Consider the following 18,009-nt stretch of genomic DNA (forward strand, 5'->3'; position numbering starts at 1 on the left):
TTTTTAATTATCTATACTGTATAAAACAACAACCTATATATCAAATTGAAATGTAAAGTTATCAATTAATCTAGTTTTTCCTATGAAAACAGCACTTGCTACAAGTACAGAATTTTCTATATGTTCAACAGGTTGTAATGTCTCACTATCTACAATTTCAACATAATCTATTTTCGTTGAATCTTCAGAATTTATTTTAGATGTTATTAATTCTTTTATTTTTTTTACATCTAGATTTCCTTTTGCCAGTTCTTCTTTTGCCAAGCTTAGGCTTTCATTTAAAACTAAAGCAGTTTTTCTTTCTTCTTTTGAAAGATATGTATTTCTTGAGCTTTTTGCTAAACCATCTTTTTCACGAATTATAGGGCATCCTATTATTTTTGTGTCTATATTCAAATCTTTGACCATCCTTTTAATTACTGCTAATTGTTGAGCATCTTTCTCTCCAAAATAAGCTTTATCAGGAGTTACTATATTCAGAAGTTTTGAAACAACTAGGCATACACCACCAAAATGAACAGGTCTTTTAGAACCACAAAGAAAATCTGTAAGTCCAGACACATCTATGGTAGTACAATTGCCTTTCAAATACATTTCTTCTGATGATGGGTTAAAGACTACTGATGCACCACTATCTATACAGTATTTAAAATCTTTTTCTATATCTCTCGGATAACTGTTAAAATCTTCATTTGGTCCAAACTGAGTTGGATTTACAAATACACTTACTACTACCTTATCATTTTCTTTTACAGCTTTTTTAATAAGGCTTTGATGTCCTTCATGTAAAAATCCCATAGTAGGAACAAGTCCTATAGAATAGCCAGTTTTTTTCCAATCTTTAATTATATTTCTTAGTGATTTTATTTCTTTTACAAGCATTTTGTACCATCCTTAATCTTAGTATAATTTTTCTAATTCAGATTCATTTATTGAAAAGCTATGTTTTTCTTGTGGAAATACGCCAGTTTCAACTTCTAGTATGTAATTTTTAATTGAATCTTTCATTATATCTCCTATATTTGCGTATTTCTTTACAAATTTAGGTACAAAATCTCCAAACATCCCCAACATATCTTGATAAACTAAAATTTGACCATCACAATTAATTCCTGCTCCTATCCCTATTGTGGGAATTGAAATAGAATTAGTCACCTTCTCAGCTATTTTAGCAGGAACTCCTTCAAGGACAATAGAAAATGCTCCTGCTTTTTCTATTAATTTAGCATCTTCAATAAGTTGTTTTGCTGTTTCACTAGTATTTCCTTGAACCTTAAATCCACCAAATGAATTTACAGATTGAGGTGTTAGTCCTAAATGGCCCATTACAGGTATTTGAGCATTTACAATGTTTTTTATTTGTTCTATAACGTTTGAGCCACCTTCTAATTTTACAGCATGTGCCCCACCTTCTTTTACAAGTCTGCCAGCATTTTTAACAGCCTCTTCTGTAGAAACATGGTAAGATAGAAATGGCATATCACTTACAATTAAGGCATTTTTGGCACCATTTTTTACAGCTTTTGTATGATATATAATTTCATCTATAGTAACAGATAGAGTGTTTTCTTCACCTTTTACGACCATTCCTAATGAATCTCCTATTAAAATACCATTTATATTACATTCATCCATTATTTTTGCTATTGAGTAATCATAAGCAGTAAGCATAGATAGCTTCCTTCCATCACTTTTAGCATTTTTAAAAGTCAGTATAGTATTTTTCATTGTTTTTTCCTCCTAAAATTTTGTAAATCTCTTTATATTTTTCAGATTTACTCATTAAATCTTCGACTGCATTTTCTATAGAAATATTTTTTGTATATTTTAATGAATCTTCATTTTCCAAGGCTATTATTTTTAGTAGATTTAAGGAGAGTATTTTGTAAATATCTTCATCTTTTTTATCTAATGCTGATAAATGTTTTTTTATTGGTGTTATATCACCACGAACAACAGGTCCAGTAAGGGATTTAGTAAATCCCTTATCAAGTATATTTTCTATATTTATTTTGACCAAAGGATTTATAGCTTTTAAAGCTTCTTCTTCAGATAGACCCAATTTAATAAAGTAACTTACTCCTACATATAGTAAAGATAACACTAAATTTGAAACTAAAACATTGGCCACATGATAAGTGGATGAAGTATTTTTATCTCTTATGAAAAATCGATTTCCTAAGCTATTTATAAAATTTTGAATAAATAAATCATCTTTTTCATTATCACCTTCTATGGAAAAACAAATGTCTTTCATTTTTTTAATATCAGTATTTTTATTGGAAAATGCAAATATAGGATGGACAGAATAAATTAATGCACCTGCTTTTTTTGAACAGAACAATATACTAGATTTTAAAGAGCCACTTGTGTGGCAAATGTATTTATGTTTTAAATTAAATTTGGAAAGTTTTTTGTCTATGATTTCAATAGAATCATCTGATGTTGTAATAAATAATATATCATTTTCATAAATAATGTCTTTCAAGTTACTATAAATCTTTGTTTTTGTTAAATCTGTTGATTCTAATAAAGATAATTGATTTCTTCCATAAAAGCCCGTTACACAATAATCTTTTGACAAAAAATAATTTGCTAAAGATGTCCCAACTTTTCCAGAACCAATAAATCCTATTTTAATAGTATCACCTCCAACTTGTGATACAACATCTTAATTTCCAATCTCATTCATGAAGATATGAGTTATATAAGACAAAATAATTAAAAACATTTAAAGTATAGTTCTTATAACAAGATACCATCCATGAATATTCTACCATTTAAATAAAAAATTGACAATTAATTCTACAAAAATTAAGTTAATATGTTTTTATTTATGTTTTCTTATTTTACTAAAAATGCACTTAACTTAAAAATAATTAAAATAATATTTTTCAATAATCTCTTTAACATTTTATTTTTGTTAAAAAATAAAAATGTGCTCCTTCCTTGTATATTGTGATATCTTTACTATCACAACTTTTTGGAAGAATGCACACTTTATTTCACACACTCAACACATATTGAATATGTATTCTCAAACTTATTAAATTATATATTTATGTATTTTTCTGTTTTTGCTTATCGTTAAGTTTACATTTTGAACAGTTTCCTAGACATTCATCAACCATATCTAGACATTCATTAAATGCTACCTTACTACTATTTTTATGTCTTACAATTAGTATATCCTGTTTTTTAGCCTGAGACTCAACTGTTCTAGACATCTTATGTGAAACTGTTGATGTAAGTATAACAACAGCATCAGGTTTTCCTATAGAGTTATTTAATTTAGATGACATAGTAGTATATACTTTTGTTTTATAACCTTTTTTCTTGGCCATAACCATATAATCTTTTTCCATTCTTTCATGGCCACCAATCACTAATAAGTTCATTAGACTGCCTCCCGCCTTACTTGATATTGATTTTCATTATTATTTATACTATATATAATAATATCTAAAAATAATTTTGTCAATACTTATTGATATTAATTATCATTTTAATAGTAGAAGGTTTTATTTTTAGTAACTTTTTAGTGTTAATAAATTTAAATTTATTGGCTCTAAAAGTTATTGATATTGCATTATAAATAATGTTTTATATAATAAAAAGCTGTAAGTTTTAATGATACCACTCATTAAAATTCACAGCTTTTAAAACTTAATATCCTGTATTATTTTAAATTCTTTTTTATTCCTTTGTTTAATATACTTTCATAGTTAATAAAGTCATAAATATCTTCCTTAAATTCATCTGAAAACTTATGTAATTCTTCTAGTGTCAAATCTTCTATTGCTTTTTTATTATCTTCACAATATATTACAATACTTCCAACAATTCCATGTGCATCTCTAAAGGCAACATTATTTTTAACTAGATAGTCAGCAACTTCTGTAGCATTTAAAAACCCATTTTTAACTGCTTGTTTCATTTTATCTTCATTTACCTTTAATGTAGCTATCATTCTCTCCATTATTTGTATACACATTTCAAGAGTGTGTACACTATCAAAGAAGCCTTCCTTATCTTCTTGCATATCTTTATTGTAAGCTAGTGGTATACCTTTCATCACTGTAAAAAGACCAAATAAATTTCCATATACTCTACCAGTCTTACCTCTTATAAGTTCTGCACCATCAGGATTTTTCTTTTGAGGCATTATACTACTTCCAGTAGTATATAAATCATCTATTTCAACAAACCCAAATTCTTGAGAACTCCAAAGTATCAATTCTTCACTAAGTCTACTTAAATGCATCATTATAATTGAAAAATCACTCATTAGTTCTAATAAATAGTCTCTATCACTTACACCATCCATAAAATTATCTACAACTTTTTTAAATCCTAATTGCTCACAAGTTATATTTCTATCTATATCATGTGTAGTTCCTGCCAAAGCTCCACAACCTAAAGGTGATTCATCTAATATTTCTATAGCATTTTTTATTCTTTTCTCATCTCTATCAAACATACTATAATATGCCATCAAATGATGTTTAAAAGTTACCACTTGCGCTCTTTGAAGATGAGTATATCCTGGCATCATTACTGAATTTTTATCAGCAACATCTTTTATAGTTTCTTTAAATCCAGATATTAACCCCACTAAATCACTTGCCTTTTCTTTGGCATATAATCTCATATCAACTGCAACTTGGTCATTTCTACTACGAGCTGTATGAAGTTTCTTCCCAACATCACCTATTCTTTGAATCAAGTTTATCTCAGTAAAACTATGTATATCTTCATAATCTCCATCTAATGCCAATTTCCCATTTTCAATATCTTCAAGTATTCCATTTAGACCTTCTGTTATAGCTTTTCCCTCTTCATCTGTTAAAAGCCCACATTTTACTTGCATATAGACATGTGCTATACTTCCTTCGATATCTTTTTTGTATAGTATACAGTCATACCCAAAAGATTTATTAAATTCTTCCATAAGTTGATTTTCAGCTTTTCTAAAGCGTCCACCCCATAATTTCATATTTTTCACCTCATATTTTAATTTTTTATATTTTAATTATAATATTTTTACTTTAGCTAAAAATAAAAAATCTCTTGGTCAAAAAGACCAAGAGACGAAATATTCCGTGTTACCACTCTAGTTGATAAACTATGTTTACCCACTCTATTCTCTTAAGGCGAGATTACCTATTACCATACTGAATTTCAAGTAATATTCTCCAAAGCTCTATTCAATATAAAGTATTATCATTAGGCTTACACCATCCCTAACTCGCTGAGACCTGCTTTATATCTACTCTCTTCTTCACTGAATCTAAATTTTTATATTTTACCTATTTGTATTATAATTACTATCTATAAAATAGTCAACCTATTTTTTCCTTTAAATGCCTTTTTTAAGAACTAAGTGACTCTTTTAACTCAAAAAACTTATAAATTGCTTTTGCAACTCCACTCTCTTGATTGCTATCTGTCACATAATCAGCCTCTTGTTTAATCAATTCTTCTGCATTTCCCATAGCTACACCAAGACCAGCAAATTGTATCATTTCTATATCATTGTAATTATCTCCAAATGCAATTATATCTTCTCTATCTATATTCATTTTTTCAGCTAAAATTTTAACCGCATTGCCTTTATCAACACCAGTATTCATAACCTCAATATTATTTGGCCAAGAAGAAGTTATTTTTATGCCTTGAACTTTTTTTAATTCTTTTCTTATTTCGTCTAAAATAGCTGGATTTTTTTCTTCTATTATTACAAACTTTAATATGTCATTTTTAGAAATCTCTTCTCTTAAATCATCCCTTATAATTACTTCTGTTTCAGAGCCCAAAAACACACTTATTCTATCTTCACGCCCTTCTATTTTTTTTGAAAGCATGGAATCTATACTATTACATTGATAGTAAATATTATATTTGTCTAACACATCTAAAATATCTAGACATGTTTTTGTATCAATTTTATTTGAATATATTATATTTCCATTTTGTTCCCTTATCAATGAGCCATTACAAGCTATTATTGGCATATCTTCTTTAAGAAAATCTACATTGCATTTAGCTGAATCGAAAGTTCTTCCTGTTGCTAAAGTTACATTAATACCACTTTTAATAACTTTTTGCAGTGCAATTTTATTTTCATCAGTAACTTTATGGTTATTTCCTAATAAAGTTCCATCCATATCTGTTACAATCAATTTATATCCCATCATCCAACTCCATAACATTTTATTGTATACTTATATTTCCTTAATCTAATTTAAAGAATTACCCTTATTAAATTATATCATAACTTTACACTTAAACTATTCCAATTTATAAAATTAATAACATTCCTATACTTCCATATCAAGGCAAAATAAATCGTTTCTTGTAGTATTTTTCTGAATATTTTCAATTTATAGTCTTATAATGCTAGAAATTTTACAATATATGATATATAATCATATTAAATAAAGTGAGCAATTATAATATTTATATTTGTTTTTTACTATTATGTATTTTCACAATATTTTAAATCTAGCAACTTTTTTAACATTTATTATTGACTAAATAAGGAGTGATAAGCTATGAAATTAAAAATTAACAAAGCTATTGAAATGCAGTTGAAAAAAAGTTATGCCATAGAATCTGGTCATTGCGAAGATGTATTTGAGATAGATTGTGGCGAAGGTATAAATACAGTATCTTTCTCAAATAAAGCTGTAGAAGCTTTTAATGCTTTAGAATTTGATATGATAAGAGGATACCCTCATTCAATTAGTCTAAAAAACAATATAGTTGATTATTGGAAAGACTTTACAGCACTAACTACTGATAGAATTTGTCTAGCTGATGGTTCTATACATGTTATTTATCTTTTAAATAGATTATTTATTGAAAAAGGAGATAAGGTTTTAGGATATTCACCTCAATTTTCAGAATATGAAACAGATATAAAAATGCATGGTGCTACTTATGACTATGTTCTTTTAAAGAAAGAAAATAATTTCAAGTTTAATGAAAAGGAATTTATTGAAAAAATAAATTCAGAATATAAATTAATTTACATAGATAACCCAAATAATCCTACTGGACAAATTATACCTCTATCATCAATTGAAAATATAGTAAAAGAGGCAGCAAAATATGATATAGCTGTTATGATAGATGAGGCTTATGGTGAATATATGCCAAAAGAAAATTCAGCTGTAAAACTTTTAAATGATTATGATAATGTAATTGTTCTAAAAACATTCTCAAAAGGTTTTGGTTTGGCTGGACTAAGAGCAGGATATGCAGTCCTTCCTGAACAACTTGTTAATCCTATTAAAAAGATTTCTACTCCTTACGAAGTATCTGAAATCTCTCGTAGTATTGCAGCTAATTTATTAGATGATGTTCAATTTATAGAAGAATTAAAAGAAAAAACAAAAGCTATAAAAAATCAACTATTGATTCCATGGAAAAACCTTAACATAGCTGAGACTAGTGATACTGTATCTATAATGACAGTTGAACATAAAAATAAAGATATAAATTTACAACAAGAATTTGCAAAATTAAAAATAAGAGTTATATCTGGTAGCGATTTTACTGGACTTGATAAAAACTTTATAAGATTTAGAATGCCTGAAGAAAAAGAACTTCCTGAGGTTATAAAAGCATTCCAAATAATCGATAATCTAGAATAAAACTAACTATATAAGGGACATATTGATAAAATCAATATGTCCCTTTAGTTTAGTATTTTTAATTATTCTACAATATTTCTATTCATTAATTTATTAAGTTCCATCAATATTGATGAAAGTAATGCTAAACCTAAACAAATTCCTAATTCATATAAACCAAATACTGTTGGTATAGAGAATATCCCTCTCAAAACTGGCATTAATGTTAAAGAGTAAAGCCCAAAACATATTAAAACTGCTCCTATAACATATTTATTACTAAAAAAGCCTAGTTTTACTATTGTCTGATTATTAGAACGTGCAGGCAATGTTTGCATTATTCTCGCTAATATTAAAGTTGAAAACGCCATCGCTACACCAAGTTCTGGTGACACTTGTAATCCTATATATTGTGCAATTATTGTAACTATACCAATTATACAACCTCTTATAGCCACTGCTTTTAATGTTCCTCCTGCTAATATACTTTCATCTGGATGTCTAGGAGGTTTATTCATTATATTTTTTTCTGATTTTTCAAATCCTAATGCTATTGCTGGCAAAGAGTCGTTTACTAGGTTTATAAATAAAAGTTGTAAAGCTGTAAATGGGTTCGACCATCCTGCAAATACTGCAAACAAGATAGCCACTATAGCACCCAAGTTTCCTGCAAATAAATAAGTTATTGCTTTTATTATATTGCTATATACTGTTCTACCAACTTCAACAGCATTTACTATACTTGCAAAGTTATCATCAACTAAGACCATAGCAGAAGCATCTTTTGCTACATCAGTACCACTTCCCATACCTATACCTATATCTGCTTGTTTTAAAGCTGGTGCATCATTGACACCATCACCAGTCATAGCAGTTATGTTATTCTTATGTTGCCATGCTTTTACTATACGAATTTTGTTTTCTGGTGAAACTCTGGCATATACACTTATATCTTCTAATTTTTTATTTAATTCTTCTTCACTTAATGCATCCAACTCTTTTCCAGTAAGTGCTAAATCTCCATCTTCCATTATACCTATTTCTTTTGCAATTGCTGCTGCGGTTGTTTTGTGATCTCCAGTTATCATAACTGTTTTTATGCCAGCGCTCTTTGCTTCTTTTACTGCGTCCATTACTTCTTCTCTTGGTGGGTCTATCATTGCCATTATCCCAACCAATATCATATCATGTTCGTCATCAATTGAAGGTGTAAAACCTTCTTCTGGAACATCTTTTATTGCAAATGCTAATACTCTAAGTGCTCTATTTGAAAACTCTTCATTTTTATTCTTGTATTCTTCTATTATCTCATCTGTTATGTCTACTTTTGAGCCATTTTTTAAAGCATATTTACATCTGCTAAATACAATATCTGGAGCACCTTTTGTAAACATTATATAATCTCCATATATACTATTTACTGTAGACATAAGCTTTCTATCTGAATCAAATGGTATTTCATTTATTCTAATATATTTACTTCTTAATCTATCATAATCTAAATCATTTTTGCTTGAATAATTTATTAGTGCAACTTCTGTTGGGTCACCTACTTCTTTTCCATCACTAGTTATATGAGAATCATTACATAATGTAGAAACCATAGTCAACAATTTAGCATGATAAGAATAATTTATATTTTCTTTATTAAGCTCATCATTGTTAGTTCCATACATATAACAGTCCACAACTGTCATTTTATTTTGTGTAAGAGTACCTGTTTTATCAGTACATATGACACTTGTTGAACCTAAAGTCTCGACAGCTGGTAATTTTCTTATTATAGCTTGTTTCTTTGCCATACTGTTTGTTCCAACAGCCAGCACTATAGTAACTATTGATGATAAAGCTTCTGGTATTGCTGCTACTGCTACTGCTACAGAAAACATGAATGAATCGAGAATAATTTGTGTCATTTCTCCATTTCCAGCCATCATATAATTTCTTGCTACCTGAATTATAAATATTAAGAGTGCAAGTACTACAATACCTACACCAAGCTTTTTACTAAAAGCTTCTATTTTTTGTTGTAATGGTGTCAACTTATTTTCCGCAGTTTCTAAAAGACCAGCTATTTTACCCATTTCAGTATTCATACCTGTTCCAGTTACTACAAATGAACCTCTACCATAAACGACTACAGCACCACTAAATACCATGTTTTTTTGGTCACCTAAACTTACATCTTCGCTTATTTTTTCTGTATGTTTTAGAACTGGTTCTGATTCACCAGTTAACATCCCTTCTACAACCTTTAATGATTGTGCTTCTATAAGTCTTCCATCTGCTGGTATGTAATCACCAGCTTCTAAAAATACAATATCTCCAACTACTAAATTTTTTGCTGGAATTGTCATTTTCTTATTATCTCTTATTACCTTTGCATTTGGTGCAGATAAATTTTTCAAACTTTCTAATGAACTTTCTGCTTTTTTTGTTTGTACAACTCCTAAAACAGAGTTGATAATAATAACTGCAAAAATTATTATTGACTCTACAGTTTCACCTAAAAATATTTGTACTAAAGCAGCTATCAATAGAATTATTACCAGTGGGTCTTTAAAACTTTCTAAGAAAAGCTTATACGTAGGAACCTTATCTGCTTCCTTTAATTCATTAGTTCCATTTTTTTCTAATAGCTCTTCTGCTCTTTCCTTGCTCAAACCATTTAAGCTTGAGTCTAAATTTTTAATTATTTCTTGATAAGTACTTTTGTAAGACATTTGTTGCCCTCCTCTTTAATAAATTTATTTTATGTTTGGGGACTCTTATGTATACTTGAAATTTTAAATTTTTTAAATAAAAAATTCCTTGAATAAAAAAAGACCCCAAAACAAACATACTTAATGCTTATTTTGAAGGTCTTGCTATCAAGGAATTCCTTGTTAATTAACCGAGTATCTCTACTGTCCTGACGATTAATTACCACTTTCGTGTAAGCTACTCCCCTTCGAGTAGTTATCTTTAATTGTATTTACATTATAACACCTTACATAATTAATAGTCTAGATTATTTTTTATTTTAACCTAAATTTAACAAATTATGGCTTAATCTATATGTAAATATTCTTCTAGTGTTAGATTGTTCATTGCAAAGTTTTTACTGTGTTCAGTTCCAACATATCTATAGTGCCATGATTCATACATGTATCCTGTTATGCTTTCTTTTCCCTCTGGATATCTAAGTATAAATCCATACTTATATGCATTTTCGTACAGCCACTTAGCTTCTTTTGTATTATTAAATTTTTTATTTGCCCAACAAGATTGGTCGTCTCCTCCAATATCAAATGCAAGTCCAGTTTGATGTTCACTTTCTCCTGGCTTAGCTGAAAATCTGTTTGCTTCCTTCTCACCATGTTTCTCTGCATATGTGTTGAATAAATTTTCTTGATATTTATAACTTCTATATGTACTGAAGGCTTTTAGATTTAATCCTGCTTTTTGAGCCTCTTTATTCATTTTATAAAAAGCATCTTTTGCTTCATTACTTTCTTGTGGAGAATAGTCTTCAGGTAAGCTATACTTTTTGTTTGCTACTACAATATTATTTATTGATAAAACGTTCACACCTTTTCTATACTTACTTATTTCATATGCCATGATTTTATTTTCTCCACTAGATATATTAATAAACATTTTTGCGAAAACTAGAAAAAATGCAAAAACTATAATCAAGCCTCTTTTCTTTTTCATATACTGCACCCCCATAATTTAGATTTAATATCTAAAAAATTTAAAGACATTTTACTTCATAGTATAATCATATCATTAATTTATTGCAAATTCTTTAAACAATTCTTAAGAAACTCTTAAATTCTTCTTTATGTTACTAAAACTAACAATATTTTTTCAATTTTTTTATATCACAGGTCCAGATATTGATTTTTTTTCCAAATGATGTATAATGTATTTATGGAAACTTTAAAGTACTACTTAGTACTTATCGTTTTTACATGAAAGGAGATAGCCAATTGACTGACAAACAAAAATTTATTATAACTATTGCTCAAAGAATCTTTGACCAAAAAGGTTTTCAAAATACTTCAATACTAGATATTGTAAAAGAATGTAAAATGTCTAAAGCTACTTTTTACAAACATTTTGAAACTAAAGAAAGTTTTATCTGTGAAATAATTAATTATTATGACGAAAAATTTTTAGAAATTATACATTCTATTAATGAAAACAATGATATTCATCCATCTGAAAAATTAAAAAGAAAAATAATAGCTGTATGGGGAAATATTTTTTCTAGAACTACTATAAATACTTATGTTAGGGAAAATTTTTCTGAAGTGCAACGTAAAACGACAAGTAAGTTACAAAAAAAATCTCGAGCTAATTTATTAAATGAATATAAGCTGAGTTTATTTGATAATTATGGCGACAAAATAGAAAACATTCTATTTGATTTAGTCTTCTTACTAGATGCTCTAATTCACCAGTTTACATATATTATTCATATACAAAAAAGAGAAATAAATGTATACTTTATTGCTGAATTTACTATACAAATGCTTGATTTAGTTGTAGAAAATGCGGATAACCTAAATCCTTTAATTGAAAAATCAATGTTTTTATATGAACAAGAAGATGAAGCTTATTCTTCTCTTTATAGTAAATCATTATTTTTTAAAACAATAGAGGATATAGAAGAGCTAATCAAAACAAACACTTCTCTTGTTGAAAACCCTAAGTTACTAGAAGCATCAAAAAAATTATATGAAGAAGGAAAAAATCAACTATATGATTCTTTAATTATGGATGCAATGATTACATATCTAGAAAAAGAAGACATTTTGAGACCAAAAGTACTTTTATTGAATAGTATTAAAAATCAATTAAAAAAGGAGACGTTATAAACTATGGAAATACAAAGTAATAGCAAAAACAATAAAAAAGGAAATTTGATAATAGCAATCGTAATGACTGGTGCTTTTATAAGCTCTCTTAGTCAAACATTACTGGCAACTGCACTTCCCAATATAATGTCAGATTTTAAAATTACTGCTGATGTTGGTCAGTGGTTAACTACGATTTATCTACTTATTGCAGGTATCATTATTCCTACAACAGCTTACTTGATAAATAGATTTAGTACTCGAAAATTATTTATTACATCAATGACTATCTTTTCTTTAGGATGTGTTATTGCACTTTTCTCTCGTGATTTTTCAACTATGTTGATTGCTCGTGTGTTACAAGCAGTAGGTTCTGGCTCTTTAATGCCACTTTTACAAGTTATTATATTATATTTATGTCCTATAGAAAAACGTGGTACAGCTATGAGTCTAGTTGGTATTACAGTGGGATTTGCTCCAGCAATAGGACCAACTTTATCTGGATGGTTAGTAGATTCATTTGGTTGGCATAGTTTATTTTTGCTTCTTTCACCTATAGCTATATTAGATGTTATACTTTCATTTATATTATTAAAAAATGTTGGAGAAGCTCAGAAACTAAAACTGGATATACCTTCAATAATACTATCTTCTTTAGGCTTTGGTGGTTTATTGATTGGGTTTACTAATCAAGGTAATTATGGCTGGACTAATAGTGCAACATATCTACCAATAATATTAGGAATTGTATCATTAATTTTGTTTACATGGCGTCAATTAAAATCTAAAGAACCATTCTTAGAACTAAGAGTTTTTAAAAATAAACCATTTCTTATTTCTACATTATTAATTATGATTGTATATGCTTCAATGATGTCTGCTACATTAATGATACCTCTATATATTCAATCTGTAAGGGGATTCTCTGCACTTGCTTCAGGTTCTTTAATGATGCCTGGTGCTATACTAATGGTTGCATTAAATCCAGTTGCAGGACGTCACCTAGATAAATATGGTCCTCACGCTCTATCAATATTAGGAACTGGATGCTTATTTTTAGGAACTTTATCTTTTGCGTTTTTAGGCAAAGATACATCTTTAATTCATATATCATTAATGTATTGTATTCGTATGATTGGTATTTCAATGGTTCTAATGCCATTAACTACATGGGGAATTAAAACACTAGATAGAGAACTTATATCTCATGCTACAGCAATTAATAGTACACTTCGTCAAATATCTGGTGCTATAGGCTCTGCTGTACTTATTACTATAATGACAACTGCTACTAAAAAAGCTCACATGAGTTCAGCTATCCTGTCTAATATCCATGGAATAGATGTAGCATTTTCAATAGCAGCTACACTTGCATTTATTGGATTAATTGTATCAATATGTTTTATAAAAGAGCGACAAACTGTTAGAAGTTAAAATAAAAAAAGAGATGTTTTAAGATTAAAATCTTAAAACATCTCTTTTTTTCAGTTTGAAAAATATTGTAATCTTATAATACAGCTATTACTTCTATTTCAACTTTAACGTCTTTTGGTAATCTAGCAACTTCTACACAAGCTCTTGCTGGTTTATTTTCTCCAAAATACTCAGCATAAACTTCGTTTATAGCCCCAAATTCATTCATATCTTTTATAAATACTGTAGTTTTAACTACATTTGAAAAATCAGCTCCACTTTCAGCTAATATTGCTTTAAGATTTTTTAGAGATTGAGCAGTTTGAGCTTGTACATCTCCTTCAACTACTTCCATAGTTTCTGGCACAAGTGGAACTTGTCCAGATACAAATAATAAGTTTCCAGCTTTTATAGCTTGAGAATATGGTCCTAACGCTGCTGGTGCATCATTAGTATGTAATACTTCATGTTTCATATTAAAATCCTCCTAATTGGTTAATCTACTATACATAAAATGTATCTTCATACACTATTATACTATTTTTCTTGTATATTATATACACTTTTATTATAATTCTATAATTTTAAAACCTTTTTCTTCTATTGCGTTCTTTATTTTTGCTATATGGTCATAATCTATTGTTTCTAATATAAATTCCGCACTTTGTTTTCCTAGAGCTTCACCTGCTGATAATTTACCTTGATTAGCACTTAAAATATTTCCACCATTCTCACTTATTATTCTAGTTAATTCAGCAAAGTTTCCTGGCTTATCTTCCATAATTGTACTAAATGAATATCTTCTTCCTTCTTTAGCTAGAGCAACACCTATTATTCTATATAATGTATTTATATCTATATTACCACCAGATATTATACACACTACGTTTTCATCTTTTGCTGGTGCATATTTACCACTTAATATTGCAGCTGTACACACAGCCCCTGCACCTTCTGAAACTATCTTTTGACTTTCCATCATAAATAATATTGATTCAGCTATTTCTATTTCTTCAACTACTACTATTTCATCAACTAATTCATTTATTATTTCAAAAGTTAAGTCTCCAGGAGTTTTAACAGCTATACCATCAGCTATTGTACTATCATTAAATGCTGTTGTTACTTTTCCGTTTTTAATTGACTCTTTCATTGAAGGTATATTTGCAGTTTGAACACCAACTATTTTTACATTAGGATTTAATGCCTTTGCTGCAACAGCAACACCAGATATTATTCCTCCACCACCAACTGGGCATAGTATAGTATCAACCTTATTATTTAATTGTTCGAAAATTTCAAGAGATATAGTTCCTTGCCCTGCTATAACATATTTATCATTGAATGGATGTAAGAAAGTTGCTCCTGTTTCTTTTTGTATTTCAACAGCTTTTGCATATGCATCATCATAAACTGCACCATTTAAAACTACTTCTGCTCCATAACCTTTAGTTGCACTAACTTTTGCCAATGGTGCCGTTGCTGGCATTACTATTGTTGATTTTATACCAGTCATTTTTGCTCCTAATGCGACACCTTGTGCATGATTTCCTGCACTTGAAGCTATTACTCCACTTGCTTTTTCTTCATCGGTTAAACTTGCTATTTTATTACAAGCTCCTCTTAACTTAAAAGACCCTGTTTTTTGAAGGTTTTCACATTTATAGAAAACATTCGCTCCTGTTTTTTCGCTAAGTTTAACGCTTTCAAGTAAATCAGTTTTTTTAACTATGTCTTTAATGGTCTCTCTAGCTTCTTTCACATCTGTTAAGGTAACATTTATCATTTTATTCCACTCCCGTAAATCCAATTTTTATTTATTACTTTCTATATAATTCTATATCTTTTTTTTTTAAAAATCAACATGTAAACGATTTTTATAATTTTTTAATTAATCACAAAAAAACTAAAAATACAACAATTGAATACAATAAACACATCTATTCAATTAAGTTAGATTACGCTAAATGATAATATTAAAATAATTTTTACATTTTTATCAAAATAACAGTTTATTCTTTATTATTTTTATTAAAATTTATATTTATATTATTTTACTTAATTAAAAATTGTTTTTTTATTCTCTTTAATAACATTAATATTACCACATCTAACCTAAAATATTTTTATAAACAACATTAAATAAAAAAAGTTTTATTTTACACATTTTCATAATAATAAAACTGTACCTTTTATAACAAATATAACAAAAAAAATAAAATGCAAGTTAAATTAGAGTTTTATTTTATATAGTAATCATTTTTTATTAAAAGGTATTTTATCTTTTAACATACATTTTATAAAGCTAAATAGAGTTATTATTTTAATTTTATACTTTACTTTTTCTATAAACCTATTATAATTAAAGTATAATCATTTTAGGAACTTGTTTATTTTATTATAAAAATGTGAAACTTATTACATAAGGAGGAATTAAACATGAAAAATAATACTTATAAAGAAATCAAAAACATATATGGAAAAATAAGTCCTTTTGAATTTAAGGACAAATTAATAGATATTGCGAAACATACTGCAAATGAAAATCATAGAGAACTGCTTGATGCAGGTCGTGGAAATCCAAATTGGACTTGTTCAACTGCTAGAGAAGCTTTTTTCACTTTTGGTCATTTTGCGATTACTGAAACACGTTCTAATTGGGATTTAGGACATTTAGCTGGTATGCCTCAAAAAAAGGGCATTAAGGAAAGATTCTTTAAATATATAAATGAAAATATAGATATGCCTGGAGCATACTTAGCTAGAGATATTATAAATTTTGGTATAAATGAACTTGGATTTGATGGCGATGAATTTGTTCATGAACTAGCTGATGGGATTATTGGTGATAATTATCCACTTCCAGATAGAATGTTGCCTCATATGGAAAAAATAGTGCATGATTATTTAGTTCAAGAAATGAAATATGATATATCAGGTAAATATGGTGATGTAGAAATATTCGCTGTTGAAGGTGCTACAGCTGCTATGTGTTATATATTTGATTCATTAATGGCAAATGAACTTCTAAAAAAAGGCGATACAGTAGCTTTAATGACTCCTATATTTACACCTTATCTTGAGATACCTAATCTTCCTCGCTATGATTTTAAAGTTGTAAACATAAACGCAAATGCAGTTGATGAAAAAGGTGCTCATACATGGCAGTATACTAAAAAAGAATTAGAAAAGCTTCGTGACAATTCTATTAAGGCTTTATTTGTTGTTAATCCTAACAACCCTGCATCTATAGCTATGGATGAGACATCTTGTAATAATCTAATAGATGTAATTGAAAATTATAATAAGGATTTAATGATAATATCAGATGATGTATATGGGACTTTTGTAGAAGATTTCTCATCATTAATGTCAAAACTTCCTTATAACACTGTTGGAGTTTATTCTTATTCAAAATATTTTGGAGTTACAGGATGGAGACTTGGTACATTCGCTCTTCATAAAAAGAATGTTTTTGATAAAAAAATAAATGATTTAACTGGAGAATTGAAGAAATCAGTAGATAAGCGTTACAGTGATATGAGTCTTAATCCTTCTAGTCTTTCATTTATGGAAAGAGTTGTTGCTGATAGTAGACTTGTTGCTCTTAATCATACTGCTGGTCTTTCAACTCCACAACAAGTTCAAATGTCATTTTTCTCTGCCTTTGCATTAATTGATAAAGTTGATGCTTACAAAAAACTTAATATGAGTATATGTCATAGACGTCAAAAACTATTGTTTGAAGCTTTAGAGCTTCCAGTTAATAAAAGTAAAAATAATGCTGCATATTATACTCAATTTGATATTGAAGAATGGGCTAAAATAAACTATGGAGAAGATTTATTCAAATTTATAAGTAAGAATGCCTCTCCAGTAGATATACTTTATAGATTGGCTAATGATTATTCAGTAGTCTTACTTAGTGGAAATGGATTCTATGGACCTGAATGGTCAATTAGAATATCTTTAGCAAATCTATATGATGAAGCCTACACTAAAATAGGGAAAGCAATAAGAGAAATATTGAATAGCTATATTGCTGAATGGGAAAAAACAAAAAAATAATCCTATTACACTGAAATGTCTAAATTATGTGAATAAAAGGATTTATA

14 protein-coding genes and 1 other annotated feature are annotated in these 18,009 nt (G+C 28.2%); of the genes, 4 read left to right on the forward strand and 10 right to left on the reverse strand.

Translation table 11 applies throughout. From position 1 onward, the window contains the following. Positions 1 to 33: 33 nt before the first annotated feature. From panC to IC219_RS05545, 6 genes are all read right to left on the reverse strand, one after another. Positions 34 to 882, reverse strand: a complete 849-nt coding sequence (panC, locus tag IC219_RS05520; RefSeq protein ID WP_227482862.1) for a pantoate--beta-alanine ligase — start codon at positions 880 to 882, stop codon at positions 34 to 36. A gap of 18 nt (positions 883 to 900) precedes the next feature. Further along, entirely contained in the window at positions 901 to 1,728 is an 828-nt protein-coding gene (panB, locus tag IC219_RS05525; RefSeq protein ID WP_227830758.1) for a 3-methyl-2-oxobutanoate hydroxymethyltransferase, read from the reverse strand. Beyond that, positions 1,703 to 2,641 carry a DUF2520 domain-containing protein gene (locus IC219_RS05530; protein ID WP_227830810.1) on the reverse strand — a complete coding sequence of 313 codons (939 nt, stop codon included), beginning with the start codon at positions 2,639 to 2,641 and terminating at the stop codon, positions 1,703 to 1,705. Before IC219_RS05530 ends, panB begins: the two co-directional genes overlap by 26 nt. Before the next feature lie 418 nt (positions 2,642 to 3,059). Then, positions 3,060 to 3,398 carry a DUF2325 domain-containing protein gene (locus IC219_RS05535; protein WP_021385441.1) on the reverse strand — a complete coding sequence of 113 codons (339 nt, stop codon included), beginning with the start codon at positions 3,396 to 3,398 and terminating at the stop codon, positions 3,060 to 3,062. A gap of 281 nt (positions 3,399 to 3,679) precedes the next feature. Next, on the reverse strand, positions 3,680 to 4,996 hold the full coding sequence (argH, locus tag IC219_RS05540; RefSeq protein ID WP_227432534.1) for an argininosuccinate lyase: 1,317 nt from the start codon (positions 4,994 to 4,996) through the stop codon (positions 3,680 to 3,682). Between the two features lie 87 nt (positions 4,997 to 5,083). After that, positions 5,084 to 5,294: a binding site (T-box leader), on the reverse strand. A 78-nt stretch (positions 5,295 to 5,372) separates the two neighbouring features. Continuing rightward, entirely contained in the window at positions 5,373 to 6,194 is an 822-nt protein-coding gene (locus tag IC219_RS05545) for a Cof-type HAD-IIB family hydrolase (protein ID WP_227432533.1), read from the reverse strand. 360 nt (positions 6,195 to 6,554) lie between these two features. Between IC219_RS05545 and IC219_RS05550 the strand changes: the two genes are divergently transcribed. Then, positions 6,555 to 7,658, forward strand: a complete 1,104-nt coding sequence (locus IC219_RS05550; RefSeq protein WP_227432532.1) for a pyridoxal phosphate-dependent aminotransferase — start codon at positions 6,555 to 6,557, stop codon at positions 7,656 to 7,658. 62 nt (positions 7,659 to 7,720) lie between these two features. Here IC219_RS05550 and IC219_RS05555 read toward each other — a convergent pair whose 3' ends face one another. Further along, positions 7,721 to 10,360, reverse strand: a complete 2,640-nt coding sequence (locus IC219_RS05555; protein WP_227432531.1) for a cation-translocating P-type ATPase — start codon at positions 10,358 to 10,360, stop codon at positions 7,721 to 7,723. Between the two features lie 325 nt (positions 10,361 to 10,685). Next, complete coding sequence (locus IC219_RS05560; protein WP_227432530.1) at positions 10,686 to 11,333, reverse strand: D-alanyl-D-alanine carboxypeptidase family protein; 648 nt, start codon at positions 11,331 to 11,333, stop codon at positions 10,686 to 10,688. 278 nt (positions 11,334 to 11,611) lie between these two features. Between IC219_RS05560 and IC219_RS05565 the strand changes: the two genes are divergently transcribed. Both IC219_RS05565 and IC219_RS05570 read left to right on the forward strand, forming a co-directional pair. Beyond that, positions 11,612 to 12,502 carry a TetR/AcrR family transcriptional regulator gene (locus IC219_RS05565; RefSeq protein WP_227432529.1) on the forward strand — a complete coding sequence of 297 codons (891 nt, stop codon included), beginning with the start codon at positions 11,612 to 11,614 and terminating at the stop codon, positions 12,500 to 12,502. A 3-nt stretch (positions 12,503 to 12,505) separates the two neighbouring features. After that, a complete protein-coding gene (locus IC219_RS05570; protein WP_227432528.1) occupies positions 12,506 to 13,915 on the forward strand; it encodes an MDR family MFS transporter in 1,410 nt (469 codons plus the stop codon). Positions 13,916 to 13,988: 73 nt separating this feature from the next. Here IC219_RS05570 and IC219_RS05575 read toward each other — a convergent pair whose 3' ends face one another. Both IC219_RS05575 and ilvA read right to left on the reverse strand, forming a co-directional pair. After that, a complete protein-coding gene (locus IC219_RS05575; protein WP_227432527.1) occupies positions 13,989 to 14,369 on the reverse strand; it encodes a RidA family protein in 381 nt (126 codons plus the stop codon). Between the two features lie 93 nt (positions 14,370 to 14,462). Next, on the reverse strand, positions 14,463 to 15,680 hold the full coding sequence (gene ilvA, locus IC219_RS05580; RefSeq protein WP_227432526.1) for a threonine ammonia-lyase: 1,218 nt from the start codon (positions 15,678 to 15,680) through the stop codon (positions 14,463 to 14,465). Between the two features lie 653 nt (positions 15,681 to 16,333). Between ilvA and aspD the strand changes: the two genes are divergently transcribed. Beyond that, the gene (gene aspD, locus IC219_RS05585; RefSeq protein WP_227432525.1) at positions 16,334 to 17,962 is read left to right on the forward strand and encodes an aspartate 4-decarboxylase; all 1,629 of its coding nucleotides are present in this window, start codon (positions 16,334 to 16,336) and stop codon (positions 17,960 to 17,962) included. Positions 17,963 to 18,009 lie beyond the last annotated feature (47 nt).

Source organism: Clostridioides sp. ES-W-0018-02, assembly GCF_020658175.1.
Lineage (GTDB): Bacteria > Bacillota > Clostridia > Peptostreptococcales > Peptostreptococcaceae > Clostridioides.